Annotated in this window: 16 protein-coding genes and 1 pseudogene; 4 read left to right on the forward strand and 13 right to left on the reverse strand. The window is 43.1% G+C overall.

Translation table 11 applies throughout. The features are described 5' to 3' along the window. Nucleotides 1-72: 72 nt before the first annotated feature. From KIO97_RS19765 to KIO97_RS19775, 3 genes are all read right to left on the reverse strand, one after another. The gene (locus KIO97_RS19765; RefSeq protein ID WP_005426918.1) at nucleotides 73-483 is read right to left on the reverse strand and encodes a GNAT family N-acetyltransferase; all 411 of its coding nucleotides are present in this window, start codon (nucleotides 481-483) and stop codon (nucleotides 73-75) included. 65 nt (nucleotides 484-548) lie between these two features. Then, nucleotides 549-1,109 carry a GNAT family N-acetyltransferase gene (locus tag KIO97_RS19770; RefSeq protein WP_285383762.1) on the reverse strand — a complete coding sequence of 187 codons (561 nt, stop codon included), beginning with the start codon at nucleotides 1,107-1,109 and terminating at the stop codon, nucleotides 549-551. Nucleotides 1,110-1,122: 13 nt separating this feature from the next. Then, a complete protein-coding gene (locus KIO97_RS19775) occupies nucleotides 1,123-1,575 on the reverse strand; it encodes an NUDIX pyrophosphatase (protein ID WP_050905961.1) in 453 nt (150 codons plus the stop codon). 150 nt (nucleotides 1,576-1,725) lie between these two features. On the opposite strand from KIO97_RS19775, the gene KIO97_RS19780 reads away from it, so the two are divergent. Further along, nucleotides 1,726-2,625 carry a DMT family transporter gene (locus tag KIO97_RS19780; RefSeq protein WP_285383763.1) on the forward strand — a complete coding sequence of 300 codons (900 nt, stop codon included), beginning with the start codon at nucleotides 1,726-1,728 and terminating at the stop codon, nucleotides 2,623-2,625. Nucleotides 2,626-2,714: 89 nt separating this feature from the next. Here the strand turns inward: KIO97_RS19780 and KIO97_RS19785 are convergent, their stop codons facing one another. After that, nucleotides 2,715-3,029: a multidrug efflux SMR transporter gene (locus KIO97_RS19785; protein WP_005441333.1), complete on the reverse strand. Its 315-nt coding sequence runs from the start codon at nucleotides 3,027-3,029 to the stop codon at nucleotides 2,715-2,717. A gap of 368 nt (nucleotides 3,030-3,397) precedes the next feature. Between KIO97_RS19785 and KIO97_RS19790 the strand changes: the two genes are divergently transcribed. Then, a complete protein-coding gene (locus KIO97_RS19790) occupies nucleotides 3,398-4,762 on the forward strand; it encodes an endonuclease/exonuclease/phosphatase family protein (protein WP_285383764.1) in 1,365 nt (454 codons plus the stop codon). A gap of 73 nt (nucleotides 4,763-4,835) precedes the next feature. Here the strand turns inward: KIO97_RS19790 and KIO97_RS19795 are convergent, their stop codons facing one another. The 5 genes from KIO97_RS19795 to KIO97_RS19815 all read right to left on the reverse strand — a co-directional run bounded on the left by KIO97_RS19795 (nucleotide 4,836) and on the right by KIO97_RS19815 (nucleotide 8,470). Beyond that, the gene (locus KIO97_RS19795; RefSeq protein WP_285383765.1) at nucleotides 4,836-5,375 is read right to left on the reverse strand and encodes a phosphatase PAP2 family protein; all 540 of its coding nucleotides are present in this window, start codon (nucleotides 5,373-5,375) and stop codon (nucleotides 4,836-4,838) included. A gap of 365 nt (nucleotides 5,376-5,740) precedes the next feature. Further along, entirely contained in the window at nucleotides 5,741-6,274 is a 534-nt protein-coding gene (locus KIO97_RS19800; RefSeq protein WP_005426782.1) for a hypothetical protein, read from the reverse strand. Next, on the reverse strand, nucleotides 6,268-6,654 hold the full coding sequence (locus tag KIO97_RS19805) for an MAPEG family protein (protein WP_038891194.1): 387 nt from the start codon (nucleotides 6,652-6,654) through the stop codon (nucleotides 6,268-6,270). Before KIO97_RS19805 ends, KIO97_RS19800 begins: the two co-directional genes overlap by 7 nt. 105 nt (nucleotides 6,655-6,759) lie before the next feature. Then, nucleotides 6,760-7,665: an EamA family transporter RarD gene (gene rarD, locus KIO97_RS19810; RefSeq protein ID WP_285383766.1), complete on the reverse strand. Its 906-nt coding sequence runs from the start codon at nucleotides 7,663-7,665 to the stop codon at nucleotides 6,760-6,762. Between the two features lie 82 nt (nucleotides 7,666-7,747). Continuing rightward, nucleotides 7,748-8,470 carry a sulfite exporter TauE/SafE family protein gene (locus KIO97_RS19815; protein ID WP_005426837.1) on the reverse strand — a complete coding sequence of 241 codons (723 nt, stop codon included), beginning with the start codon at nucleotides 8,468-8,470 and terminating at the stop codon, nucleotides 7,748-7,750. A 356-nt stretch (nucleotides 8,471-8,826) separates the two neighbouring features. Between KIO97_RS19815 and KIO97_RS19820 the strand changes: the two genes are divergently transcribed. Beyond that, nucleotides 8,827-9,360: a type II secretion system protein gene (locus KIO97_RS19820; RefSeq protein ID WP_038891192.1), complete on the forward strand. Its 534-nt coding sequence runs from the start codon at nucleotides 8,827-8,829 to the stop codon at nucleotides 9,358-9,360. A 48-nt stretch (nucleotides 9,361-9,408) separates the two neighbouring features. On the opposite strand, the gene KIO97_RS19825 is transcribed toward KIO97_RS19820, so the two are convergent. Both KIO97_RS19825 and KIO97_RS19830 read right to left on the reverse strand, forming a co-directional pair. Beyond that, on the reverse strand, nucleotides 9,409-10,389 hold the full coding sequence (locus tag KIO97_RS19825; protein WP_285383767.1) for a chemotaxis protein: 981 nt from the start codon (nucleotides 10,387-10,389) through the stop codon (nucleotides 9,409-9,411). A 260-nt stretch (nucleotides 10,390-10,649) separates the two neighbouring features. Then, nucleotides 10,650-11,372 carry a nitroreductase family protein gene (locus tag KIO97_RS19830; protein ID WP_285383768.1) on the reverse strand — a complete coding sequence of 241 codons (723 nt, stop codon included), beginning with the start codon at nucleotides 11,370-11,372 and terminating at the stop codon, nucleotides 10,650-10,652. A 389-nt stretch (nucleotides 11,373-11,761) separates the two neighbouring features. On the opposite strand from KIO97_RS19830, the gene KIO97_RS19835 reads away from it, so the two are divergent. Further along, nucleotides 11,762-12,370 (forward strand): response regulator transcription factor, encoded by a 609-nt coding sequence (locus KIO97_RS19835; RefSeq protein ID WP_005426916.1) that lies wholly within the window; start codon nucleotides 11,762-11,764, stop codon nucleotides 12,368-12,370. 21 nt (nucleotides 12,371-12,391) lie between these two features. Here KIO97_RS19835 and KIO97_RS19840 read toward each other — a convergent pair whose 3' ends face one another. Both KIO97_RS19840 and KIO97_RS19845 read right to left on the reverse strand, forming a co-directional pair. Then, entirely contained in the window at nucleotides 12,392-13,279 is an 888-nt protein-coding gene (locus tag KIO97_RS19840) for a LysR family transcriptional regulator (RefSeq protein WP_045377010.1), read from the reverse strand. Between the two features lie 206 nt (nucleotides 13,280-13,485). Beyond that, nucleotides 13,486-14,250: pseudogene (locus KIO97_RS19845) on the reverse strand (GGDEF domain-containing protein); the annotation flags it as partial. Between the last annotated feature and the right edge of the window lie 59 nt (nucleotides 14,251-14,309).

The raw sequence follows: 14,309 nt of genomic DNA on the forward strand, positions 1-14,309 counted from the left end.
GTTAACACAAGGGCAACATTCTGACTATTAACGCAATAAGGAAGTTAGAGTTCAAACTCAGATTTGCTCTGGTTAAAGCGCAAGCTTCATTTTGTAATAAGGAACGTCAGATTTGTAGAAGCGCTCACCTTCAACTTGCATCCCAAACCTTTCGTAAAACGCTAGTGCTGATTCTCTCGCATCGCACCAGAAATACTCAACAGGTGAAAACTTAAAGCTTTCTAACACACATCGAATCATGGACGAACCAATGCCCTGCCCTTGATACTCAGGCAAGACAGCAAACTTGCGCAACCGAGCTTGATTGTCATCTCGGTATATCGACGCCACCCCCACCAATACGTTGTCGACGAATGCGCCAAAATGCTCCGCTTCCTCGTCGCCTTCTACTTGGCAATGTTCGATGGGTTTATTTGCCCATAGTACTTGATGGCGAATTGGCATCGCGTCTTGCCAAGTAATGGTATTAATGCTTATTTCCATTGCTCTTTTCCTTTCCAGCTCACTCACCCCTTTATATCGCCGCAACGAATTTTAAGCTACTACTTTCAATTACTTATTGTAGCCAGATCCAGCTCATAAATACCCAGTCGTTGAGAAGAATCTAGGGTTTCAAAATCATGTTCAACATATTCCTTTAATATCGCACCAGCACGTTCTGCAATTTTGATGCTTGGTATATTGTCTTCCATACAATGGAACTGGATAACGTTAGCATTGCCTCTCTCTTGAATCAGTGGCACTAACGTCATCAAGACCAGATCGATAATTTGATGACCACGCCCTTTCTCTGCCAACCAATATCCAATCTCAGTCACTTTGCTTTGTGTCTCGACACCTTTAATACCAAGCACTCCCACGAACTCTTGATTTAAGTTTAAAGCGAACCAATAGGTATCAAGTGCATTTGAATTAATTCGCTGGGAAATATACGCAACGGCTTCCCTGCGGTTCGTGACCCAATCTGTCCAAGGTAGATATTGAGATAAACTCTCCCGACTCTCATTAACCGCCGAGAGTAAGATAGCGGCATGCTTAGTCAGCAAAGGTTCAATGGAAATACGCTCTGAAATTTGCAGTGCCTGATGTTGTTCATAACCTTGGTACATAGTGATTCCGTAGTTAACTTTGCTTAATCAAAGTGAAAGGTGTCGGTTCGCTTTCAACATAGTGCTTCCATACATGCTCGTAAAGTTGATGTTGATTGGCAAATGGTGCGAGCTGTTTGGCTTCTTCTAATGTACACCAACGATAATCAGTATGTTCGTGATTTAGCGTTACCGTTTGATTCGGTTTGCAGAACAAGACAAAACAAGGAATGACCATGATTCGATTCTTGTGTGCCTCATAAAACTGTTCGAGAAAATCTGCGCTATGAAGCTCTACACCTTCGATTTGTGTTTCTTCCTTAAGCTCTCGTACGATGGTTTGCCAGCCAGTTTCGCCCTCTTCCACACCACCAGCGACATGACACCAATAACCACCTTTGACTCGCTCTAACAACAGCATTTTCTTTATGCCGTCGAATTCGGAAATCACCACACCAGACACATGCGTTGCTTGAATAGGAATCATCCCTTTCTCCTTATGTATTTATTGTTTTTATATCTGAACGACATAGTCTACCTTGGTTCAAGAAGATTCGGAGCCTTAATCACAAGGTGCTGATCTTTTTGTGAGTTTAGTGTGCTAAAGTGCGATCCTCGGCAATAAACGAGCAGTAAGATGCCTAACTCTCTCAACTCAATAATTCCGATTGGCGTGCGCTTTATGGTGCTGTCCGCTTTTGGTTTTGCACTGATGTCTGCCACCGTAAAGCACGTTAGCCTGCACGGCATTCCTGTATTTGAAATCGTAGCAGCAAGGGCACTGGTCTCATTGGTGATCAGCTATCTTGATGTAAAACGCAAAGGCATTTCGGTTTGGGGTAATAATAAGCCTCTCCTTTTCGCGCGAGGCGCTGTAGGAACCATGGCTTTGATGTGCGTGTACTATTCCGTTACAACGCTACCACTCGCGGAAGCGACCATTTTCCAGTATATCCACCCTGTATTTACTACCTTACTTGCGATTTTCTTCCTTAAAGAACGTATCCAGTCTTCGACGTTTATTTGTATCGCTCTGTGTTTGCTTGGGGTATACGTGATGGTGAGGCCGGAAACCGGTCCAGATGCCGAACATGCCTTACCAATGTTCAGTGTGATAATTGCTATCTTAGGTGCTTTTGGTAGCTCCATCGCGTACGTAATCGTACGTAAGTTAAGTCAGACCGAAGACAGCTCGGTGATCATTTTTTACTTCCCGTTAGTGGCGCTGCCTGCATCGATTCTTTTGATTGGGGATCAATTCGTCATGCCAGATTTGTATCTAACCATGATGCTCGTTTTGGTCGGCGTCTTTACGCAAATAGGACAGCTGGGCCTCACGAAAGCAATGCAAACCCAAGAAGCAGGAAAAGCATCGGCCTACTCTTATGTACAGATCATTTTCTCTGTCATTTTAGGCATCGTCTTCTTTGGTGAATTACCTTCGGCGTGGACATACTTAGGTGGCGCATTAATCGTAACAGGCGCGCTGATCAACGTATTTGGTCAGCATCTCAAGTTGCCGTTTATAAAACGATAGTAATCGCCCTTCTAATTACGTTTCGTTTGATCGAAAAACAACAAAGCCAGAGCATCACTCTGGCTTTTCTTTTGGCGGTATTTGTCACGTTACGCAGCGAACTTCAAACCCGCGATACCCGCAACAATGAGCAGTAAACTGATTAGCTTGATTAGTGTGGCCGGTTCATTAAATAAATAGATACTGGCAATTGCGGTACCTATCGCACCAATACCCACCCAAACGCCATAAGCAACGCCTAGCGGTAACGTTCTAAGCGCGATACCCAGTAACCAAAAGCTTAACCCCATAAACCCAATAGTGAATGCAGATGGTGCAAGCTTACTAAAACCTTCCGTGTATTTGAGCCCAACTGCCCATGCGACTTCGCATAGACCAGCAAGAAAAAGAATTGCCCAAGCCATTGAGAGATTCCAAATGATTGGGGTCGTCCCCGATAGTGATAAGAGCGGTGAGGTCGTCCTCACTTCTGTTCTGCGCCTAGTATAAAGAAAAACTTCCCATTACTAAAACTCAGATGATTAACGAACAAAATCTATCCAAACTGATTAATATGATATATAAATCTAAGCACATTAAATAAAATAGACATCATTATTTAACAGTTTGAATATAACCTTCTGGTGTTGAAAATGATGCATTTATTGCATAAATCACACAAAACCTGCGCATTTGTGTAACTACGCAATCGTTTGTGTGACACAGATCGCTTACAAAACTTACTGATAACTTTAGTATTTGCGCGAACCCAATTATAAGGTATTGCATACTAATGAAATACATCAAAACCCCTCTTGCTCTCCTAATCGGCGCTGCACTACTGACTGGCTGTAACGACGACACTGAATACGTAGATGTTCAACCTAAAGAAGTAAAGATCGCCACTTATAACCTCTCTTTTGATCGCAGTACTTTTGAAGATCTCGTTGCAGAAATGCAAGTTGAACCAGCCAAGCAAACTGAGCTTGTCACCGCTTACCTTGACGGCAGCATCGCGGATGCAGACAAGACAATGGCTGAAAAAGTCATTCAAATCCGTAACGTTGCGGCAATCATTCAGAAAAACCGTCCAGATGTTCTTATGATGGCGGAATACAACAACGACGGTACAGGTGAAGATAAGGTGGCACAGGAAGGTTTCCAGAAAAACTACCTATCTGTAGCACAAAGCCTTGAAGGTGCAGGTGGTGAAGCGAACCTAGAACCAATCGAGTATCCATACACCGAGTCTTACTCAACAAACACAGGCCTAAACAGCGAGCTTGATCTAGACAACAACGGTACTGCCGGTCAGCTACCGGGTGACGCTTGGGGCTTTGGTTTCTACCACGGTCAATACGCGTTCGCATTAATGTCTAAGTACGAAATTGACACAGAAAACACACGTACTTTCCAAGAGTTCAAATGGAAAGACATGGAAGGTGCAAAAATCCCAACCATTACGATCTGTGACGGTTCACAAACCATTCCTGAGGGCATGCAGTGTGGCGATGAATGGTACACAGCTGAAGAGTGGGATGTCGTTCGTCTATCTTCTAAAAACCACGTAGATGCACCAATTATCATCCCTACTGAGAAAGGTGATGAAGTGGTTCACCTGTTGATGTCTCACCCTACTCCGCCAGTATTCGATCCAGGCAAAAACAAAGTACAAAATGGAGCTGAGGTTGAGTTTTGGCATCACTATGTACAAGGCAAAGAGTACTTCTACGATGATGCAGGCAACAAAGGTGGCTTAGCTGAAGGTGCGAAGTTTGTGATGATGGGTGACCAAAACCTTGATCCACTGGATGGCGATGGTTTCAGTGAAATCATGCAAGCTTTCCACAACGATCCATTGGTTAATCAAGATGTGATGAATGGTGAGCTTTACCCTACTAGCTATGGTGCAGCCGAGCATGCGGTAGACAAAAACTCGACTCATCCAATTCCAAACCGCATCACGTCTACGTTCGGCCTTGGTGTTGACTATGCGATGCCATCCGCAAACCTAAACGTTGTGGACTCTGGTGTTTACTGGGCTGCATCTTACGAAGAAGGTCGTAAACTGTTTAACGACGACCGCATCGGTAAGTACGGTAACGGTAAAGATGTGTCTTCTGACCACCGCATGGTTTGGATCAAAGCGCAGTTTTAAGTACTGAGCCTCTTACATTTAGATACAACAAAGCCTCGGTCTATGCCGAGGCTTTTGTTTATTGGGGTGAACACTACCAACGGTATGTAAGTGAAACACCCACATCTTCGCTCGTCACCCAAGGTACAAGCTGAACATTTTCATCGTATGCATCTGTAAATACATATGCGCTTAAGGTGCCAAGTGCAGCGCCAGCAAGTACGTCACGCCAGTAGTGCTTCTTCGCCTCTACTCGCCCTATGCCGACTAAAGCAGCGACACCGTATGCAGGTAAGCCTGCTTCCCAGCCATAACGCAAATAAAGGTTTGTCGCCGAAGCAAAAGCGTTAGCCGTATGGTTGGAAGGGAAACTGTCATTACCACTTTTATCCGGGCGTTCTGCGTCGATGGTTGTTTTACCAATTAAACCAATGCCCGATGCTGCGCCAATACTAAACCCTGCTTGCCAGAAGCCTTCCCAATCTCCTTTGTATGCAGGTACCGCGGCCGCCGTTGCAACCAAGCCATAAGCACCGATATCGGTAAGCACGCCCCAATCTTTTTCACTCATCGCATGTACCGAATGAGCACAAAAAATAGAGACGACACCAACTAAACGTACAACTTTCTTCATTAATACAACCAATTAGAGTTCATATGCGCCCGAAAACTATCACAGCTCTCGGCATTATTCGACTGGAAACTGTAACAATTAAAACGTGAATTGATTGTGAAAAAAAAGCCAACCACAAGGTTTGTGATTGGCTGTATATACGTGTGAACAATCTGGTTCACTAACAACGTCAGTTGGCTAGGTGACCCTCGGCTTAAAAGGGTCATTACAACTAAAGCATTAGGCATGCCAACTTTTTGATGCACTCAAATCGATTGATATTTAATCACTTGCAATAAAGTTGTACGAATATTAATCCTCGCACTTTCCATGCAGATGCATATTGCAAACAACACTTTGCAAATCGCAAATAATTTGTGTTACCCCTAGGGTTTTCGCGCAAGGTCTCGCGCTAAAATCAACGCTAGACCAAAAACCTGAAGAAACAGCCCGATGCTCTTATACCAAGCGATCTTTTCATCTAGATTCGACATGACTTCAGTTACCTCAAGGTTTTCAAGGTAGTAACTGTCAATGCGGTCTCGATAGTTAGTTTGAGCTTGATTGATTTCGGACATCAGCTTAGGCAGTTGAGTAATATCAATGGCGCTAACTTTATCTCCCGTCCAAGCAGAAAGGTGTCCTTGTAGCACTTGATTCATCTCCTCAGAAACCGCTTCACTTTGAGACAAGTGTAAATGCAATAGCAACACCTCTCGCTTTCGCTCTAGCGTTTCTACGCTGTTCCAAGCCAGTTGAATCGAATACAAGTTGTCGGCTTTTTGATCGGCAAGCAGCCCTGTTTCTTTGCCCAGCTTGTCTAACACCACACTGGTTAGAATGATTGCAGCAATGTTGAGTACAAGCCCAATCAGAACCAGTAGCCAAGCCGGAGGCAAGTAAGTCGAATTTTTTACCATAAATTACCGTAAGGTAAGTAGATTAAGTTCAGCACCACTAAACCAATCATAGTAAAAAAGGTCAATTTCATCCCGGTCACGCGTCCTTTTAAGTCTTCACCTAAAATCCCACGAGCATGAATAATGCGTCCGACAACAAACAAAACGCCGGAGAGATGAATCCAAATAACAGAAGCGCCATTGTATTCAACTAAAGCCATGAGAATCAGGGTAATCGGAATATATTCACTTGCGTTGCTTTGGGCACTGCGCGCGATTTGAAGCGCAGCTACACCTCCATCGGCATAAGCGATTTTGTTGCTGCGACGCTGTTTGATAACTTGAAAAGCAAGCCAGATGAGCAGTAATGCAAGAATGGATGCGTAGAGAGCGGTGATCATAGAACTTCCTTCTTTAGGCAGTACGATAGTATTCAACTACCGAGAATGAAGGACTAACTGTATCTAAAATATAAGCTAGCCCTATGAACCTAAAGAAGGAATGGGTTAAATTGAGTGGTCAGCAAGCTTTCTTCGTTTTGATAGCTTGGCCACACCCTCAAAAATCGTAAACATTAGGCCAACCCAGATAAAGGCAAATGTCACTGCTTTTACGCTGTCGAACAACTCACCAAAGAACACGACAGCCAACACAAACTGCAGGCTTGGCTCAATGTATTGCATAAGTCCAACCGTAGACAAGTTTGTAATTCGGATTGCAATCGAGTAGAAAATCAGCGGTAGAATCGTCACCGGTGCACTGCCTAAATAGAGCATGAAGGTCGTCATATCTACCGTAGAGGCTAACTCTCCCACCGTTACTTGTTTAACAATAAGATAGGCAAGCGCGATTGGTGTCAGTACTAACGCCTCAATAAACAGCGTTGTACTCCAATCAAAATTAATCTTCTTCTTAAAAAGACCATACAGAGAGAAGAACAAGCCCATCGTCAGTGCCACCAGCGGTAATTGACCGTACTGGAAAACCTGATACAACACGCCAATGGTCGCTAAAAGAATCGCAATAAATTGCCTTTTGGATAGCTTATCACCCAAGATAAACACACCAAGCGCGACAGAAATAAGAGGACCGATGAAGAAACCCAAGCTAGCGTCAATCACTCGGTTGTTGGTCAGCGCCCATGTAAAGGCAACCCAAGAAATACACATAAGGCTACTGGCGACAAACGTATACCAAAGTGACTTTTTATCTTGCCAAACCTTAGACCATTTCGGCATATGGCGCATCATCGCCAATACTAAAATAAACCCTACTGGCACCGAGCCAATGATGCGTAACGCCAACAATTCATCCATCGATGCATTTGGCAGAAAGCGATAATAAATTGGCAACAATCCCCAAATAACAAAGGACAATGCAGCCATTAAATTGCCGTAAAGACTGTTGTTCATAACTAACTCGACATATAAAAAGTGACGCGATTCTATAGCGCAAAGTCGTTTTGTAAAGTGAATTTGAGAGCGAAGATCGCCTTTACAAAGCTAAGCCTTGAATCACTGCTGTAATACCGCTAACAAAACAGAGTGTCAGCGCACCAAAGCGAATTTTTTCTTTTGGTAAAGATTGCGTTGTTTTCATTGCCAGCCAGTAGCCAAACGCCCCTGCTGGCAGCAATGGCAAAGTAATCACTAAATGATGAAGAGTGAAGAAACCAACTGGAATTTGCACCACTAGCGAGATAATAGAGCTGAAAACAAAGAAGGCAGAAAGGTTACCACGTAACTGATTCGCTTCTTGATGTTGCAGTAATAACGCCATCGGCGGACCGCCAATGGCAGAGCTCGTACCAAATAAGCCAGAGAAGAAACCAGCAAACGTCATACGCCCAGGCGTTGGCTCAATACGAAACGGAAGTACACTTACTGCCACGGCAAAAAGTACAAGGAATCCTATCCAAAGTGTCAGTGCTTCTGTAGAGACAAAAAACAGCAATGCCCCACCCGCTAATGAACCTGGCACACGACCAATCAGTGCCATTTTTAAACCGCCGATTTCTACACTACTGCGGTGCTTCATTGCGTTCATCAAAGAGATAAACAGCGCAACAAGACAGATTGGTGCCGGCACATACTCCGGCGCCCAAAGAATCAATAATGGCGCAGACACAATAGCCAGGCCAAAACCTATGGCAGTTTGTACGTAAGAGCCGAGGAAAATCAGGCCCATAGCAAGCAAAGTAGTTGAATCGAAATCCATCGATATGTTCTTACATTCTAATTATTTATTAGAGAGTCAGTTGAATATATATAAATTATTAATAGCTAACTCTCACCCCGCGTAGGATTCATCAAACGCATAAAAAACACAATCAAAATGTTTCAAAATCTGATCACTTAGAGGCCATTTTTATCCCATCAAAAGCTGCGTATTCCTTGAGCACATCATTTATAAAACGAATGGTATCGAGAAGGAAAATATAAGACTATAATCAATCTCCATTTAGAGTGAATGCACCCCATCAAAATTCACCGTTTATGGGCTTAAGTAGTCTATCGCACCACAAAAATATAAGAACATTAGACTATCGTATCAACCTAACTTAAAGATGGTTTATGAAAAGAAAATCAGGTTTTACTTTAATTGAGCTTGTTGTTGTTATCGTAATTCTCGGCATCCTTGCCGTTACTGCCGCGCCACGCTTTTTAAACATTCAAGATGATGCTCGTGAAGCTCGTTTAGAAGGTATGAAAGGTGCAATCGCATCAGGCTTGGGAGTTGGATATGCAAAACTAGCAACTACCGGGCAAGAACACCTCGCCTATGTTTCAAACAAGAACACGCACGATAAAACACCAATGCAGGCACTGCCTTTCGATGGTTGTGAGCTAAATGGCTCGAAGTACTGCGTATTTTTATATGGCTACCCTGACGCCGACAATGACAGCTTGCCTCTGCTAGTGCAAGGTATTGATGGTTCGGACTCAGATTGGAAAATAATCCGACATCCATCAGGTTCAAGTACCCGCGAAATGGTGATTGCCGCAGCGGATGACCCAAGAGCGAGTCTAACGCAATGCGGTATTTTATATGGGCCACCTCAATCAGAAAACGAAAGTTACAAGCTTGAAATCCTTCCTTGTCCGTAACAAAAAAAGGCTGCCAATTCGGCAGCCTTTTTAGTATCTCGAGATAATTTATGCGAAATTAAATACGTGCTTGTCCATCATATTCACCATGCGGCCAATCTCTGGCTTGGTGATGGTGTCATTGGCACCAAGGGACAACGCCTTCGCACGGTTATCTTCACTCATTAATGAAGAAAACATTACGATAGGCATTTCGTTATATTCTTGCGTATCACGCAGTCGTTTGACTAAGTGCATACCATCCATACGAGGCATTTCTACATCGGTTACAACGGCATCAAGCAATTCACGAACTGGCAAGTTTTCTTCTTTCGCGACTTCGATCAAGCTCATCAATTTTTCATACGCTTCGCCACCATCTTTACAGGTGATCACGTTATAACCCGCGGAAGCCAATGTATCTTGAATCAATGATCGAATAAACGCAGAGTCATCCACCACCATGATGGTTTTTGCGTTACGCTTACCTACCATACGTTGGTTCAAGTCTACTGATTTATCACCAGTCACGTCGTATTTTTCCATACTCAGTTCTGGGTTGATGTCTGCAATGATTTTCTCGAAATCCAGAATCATGATCAGGTTGCCATCTTTACGAACAACAGCCACAACACAATCTTGCTCACCCGCCTCTAAGAATTGGCTTGGGGATTCCACATCGTTCCATGAAATACGGTGGATACGCGAAATGCTGTCAATCAAGAAGCCATTTGTCATCTTGTTAAAATCGGTAACGATAACGAACTTACGCTCAAGATCAGGGCGAGTAGGAACACCTAACCAACCAGCAAGGTCAACCAGAGGTGTTAATACTTCGCGCGACGAGAATACGCCGATCATATGAGGTTGTGCATTCGGATAATCAGTAGTCTCTGGTACGCGAATCACTTCTCGTACTTTAGCGACGTTAATACCGTAATAACATGTTTTTGTGCTGCCATCTGGCAATTGTTTTTCTAAATGGAACTCAATGATTTCAAGCTCATTGGTACCACTTTCAGTCAGAATAGTACTGGTTACGTTACTCATAAACCCAATTATCCAAAATACGCATCAAGAAGTGGCTTGATGCAATGCCACAGAGAATCACTTCACAGGCGTAAATTTCCAAGAGTCCTTTTGTAGTCTTTGAGACAGAATTTGTAAATAATCAAAAGGATGCTGACTGCACACTTCTATATCAAATGCTGAAATTTCGTCTCATTTTTGAACAAAACACAGCCATACGTTCAATATGGAAAGGCGTTCTAGTTATTAGCGGCAGCTCGAACAAAAAGTTTAGCGATAAATTAGTGCGTTTTAATCACTGACTCATTCGCGACACGATGACGCTCTCCGTATACGCCCTCATCGGTTCTAACACCACAGCTAACAACCATTGTGATCTGGTCGCTGTCTCTTAAACCGAGTAGCTGTTTTACGCGTTTTGAATCAAAGCCCTCCATCGGGCATGTGTCATAACCTTTCTCGCGCATTGCGTACATAAAGGTCATCGCAGCAAGTGAAACGCTCTTGTGCAAACAAACACGTACGTCCGATTTACCCACTTCTCGCACCATGGGCTTGTTTCTACCTAACCACCAGCTATATGCCTTCCTCAGCAAACCGCGGACACCAAACATGTCGTTGTTGTAAACCATTGGGATGAGTTTTTCGTAATACTTTAGAGCGCGCTTGGCCGCAACGTCGTCACGGCCTTTAAAAGCTTGACGCACAGTCTCTGCGTTGCGCTTGGCGCGCTCTTCCCAGTTGTGGGTCGTTGCGACAAAAACCACCAGTTCATTCGCGGTTTTGGCTGCATTTTGTCCCATACAGTATTCTGCTAGCTTTGCTTTTTTCTCATCCGAGATAACTCGATGAAATTCCCACATCTGCATGTTGCTGCTATTGGGGCTTAAAGTCGTCAACTCTAGGGCCGTTGCTACATCGTCGTGGTTAAATTCAGCATCCGCATCGTATTTTCTAACTGAACGACGTAAATGGACAATAGATTCGAAAGAAGATTGGCTCATAACAAACTCTAAATATGGAAAAAAGTGATCTTTACTGATTCATCGATAAGCTGCAAGTGCAAATACAACGCCAAACTTAAATCCACGTCAGACTGTTTGTTGTTGCTACGCCAATAAGTGACAATGGGATAAAAAGATAAATAAACATGCTTACCTACTCTTCCCCCGCCTGATTACTGTCTGAATCAGAAGCATCGATTTTATCTCGTCGTATCTAATTGATTGTATTATTTTTAACGAAACATTTTCTCAATAATAAGACACTCTATTTCAAAAAGTGAAATTGTCATTTTCACCCATTACCCACAGATTTTTCCTACAATCCGACTCCATTAAAGAGTGCTGAAAGGAAGCGGCAAGTAAATTGAAACATAAGGTGAGGCACAAATATGAATAACGTTCTTATTATCGACGACCAGCCGCTATATAGTGAAGCGCTTGCTTCTCTTGTTCAAACCGCTTTCCAATCTGTTAACGTCGTAGAGTCAACAGACAGCGCTGAAGTGATGGATATCGTTCGTAACCAACCTGTCGATTTGGTTATTTTAGATGTCGTACTGGGTGACCGAGACGGTATGCGCCTAGCGAAAAATATATTAGCGACGGGTTACCAAGGTAAGATTTTGTTTATTTCTTCTCGCGATTATTCGAGCTTGTCTAAAGCGGCATTTGAAATGGGTGCACATGGCTTTTTGAATAAAAACGAAGCGAAAGCAACCATTTTGGATGCTATTGTTAGCGTGACGCGTGGGTATTCTATGTTTAAAGCGACGCATAACCAATCATCGGGTAGCGTCACTTTATCGAATCGTGAAGCGATGGTATTTCACTACCTCGCTCAAGGTTACTCGAATAAGAAGATCTCAGAGCAACTCTCATTGAGCGCTAAAACCATCAGCACTTACAAAACTCGTATCTTGAAGAAATATCATGCTGAGTCAGTGGTCGAATTACTTAACACACTTCCTCAAGAAGAATGCGGAAGCCTTTGCTGTTAGCCGCTCTTCGAAATAACACGACTAAGTAATCACATATTTCGCGATAGCATCAGTTAATAGCTGGTGCATCGAGTTGTAGCGATGCGTTTGCTTCATTTGTACCACCACTTTTGGGCGCCCCTGCGGATAAAAAGTTTCAGGTACAGGTATAAAATTAAAGCCATCAATTGGTTTTTGATACTCAAGTAAAATCGTCGCTGCCCCTCTCATTCTAATAACCTTAAGTAAGCTGGTTATATTTCCGATAGTAGCGACTCGATCAATGTTAAGTCCGCTCTGCTCAAGGGCTCGTTTAGTGACTTGTTCCCTGTCCTTCCAACCTGCCAACTCAAGTAGAATAAATTTAAGCTCGCACGCTTTTTCTACTTCAGTAATACCTAAATCGGCAGGCACGACGATGACGGCAGGAGCGTAACCAATAAATTGCTGATGAATGGATTTTGGGTATTCCTCATTAAAGTAATGCAATTGCATATCGACTTTATCTTCAAGGATTTCATCGATCGTGCTATCCGTACTGCTTGCAACATTGACGTGAGCATTAGGAAACAACTCCATCAGATCATCCAACAGCAGGTGGCCAAAGGATTGCTGCGCGGATTGTGGCAAACAGATGGTGATGCTCCTGTCATAAGACAGAGGATCAAACTCACGTCTAATCAAGCAGGTTTCTAGCTGATCAAGTGCATTCGTAATTTCGGGCAGTTTCCTCTTTAGATAATGTGTAGGCTCAAAGTGATGAGCGTGTCGGATAAACAGTTCATCCTCTAATTGCGTTCGCAAACGGGTGAGATACTTACTTATAGACGCTTCACTTTTACCCAACGCTTTCGCGACAGGTTTAAGTTGACGATGACGCTCCAGCAACACAAGAATTTTGAGGAGATTTAGGTCGAGATCTTTATTCACAGCGTGGTTACCAAATAGAATCAAAGACTAAGTTATATTTTTATAATTACTTTCGGCCAAATACAAAGAAAGCAGCCTTTTCATAGGCTGCTTAACTATAGAAGACCAAAGTCACGTTTTGGTCAAGTTTATCAGACTCTTACACCGCCAATTAGTGACAATATAGTCATTTACTCGCAGTTTCAGGTTTAAGACATTGTCTCAGTTTAGACGCGTTGACGCTTGGTCTCGTACAGTTCTTCATCCGCACGCATAATGACATCTTGCAGTGACTCATTTTCATTACTAATGGCTAACCCTGTACTCACACTAATATTGACCTCCATCTTCTTCAAAGGATTTTCTCTTACCATGTCTTGAAGCTTTTTCTCTAAGGTGGAAGCCTTACTTGCACTGCAGCCCGGTAGAATTGCGACAAACTCATCACCCCCGGTCCTAATTAAATAATCGGTAGTTCGAAATACTTTTCGCATTGCATCAGCAATAATGACAATGACTTCATCACCAACGTGATGTCCATATTTATCGTTAATACGCTTAACTCTATCTCCATCGATAGCGATAACCGAGTAAGGCGCGGCGCGTAACTTGCGCTTGAATAGCTCTTCTCTAAAAACTTTGCGGTTAAACAACCCCGTCAACTCATCCTTTGTTGCATTCGAGAGCGCATTGGCTAAATCAAGGCGGTTTTGCTTCGTCTCCTGTACTTTTGAAAAGTAAGCAAAAGCGACCGTGAAGTAAATCAAGTATAAAAATGAGTAATCGATAACCACTTTGCTCAATGGATAGTCGTATACGATCAAGTTATTGTTATCCGCCATATAGGTTTGGCTGTAAGCGACGTGTGGCCAAGGGTAGTCAGGAAAATATAGCAAGACATGTTTATAACCATTGTTAGTTGTTATATCTATCGCCTTCCCCTCTCGATAGAGGGAGTCAAGATGAACTTGCTCATCACATCCTCCAATCAACCTTTAAACAGGGTTATATGGAATATTTAGTGGTTCGTGGCGTGTAATGCGAACAAAAA

The organism is Vibrio sp. B181a (genome assembly GCF_030248375.1).
In the GTDB taxonomy this organism is placed as follows: Bacteria; Pseudomonadota; Gammaproteobacteria; order Enterobacterales; family Vibrionaceae; genus Vibrio; species Vibrio campbellii.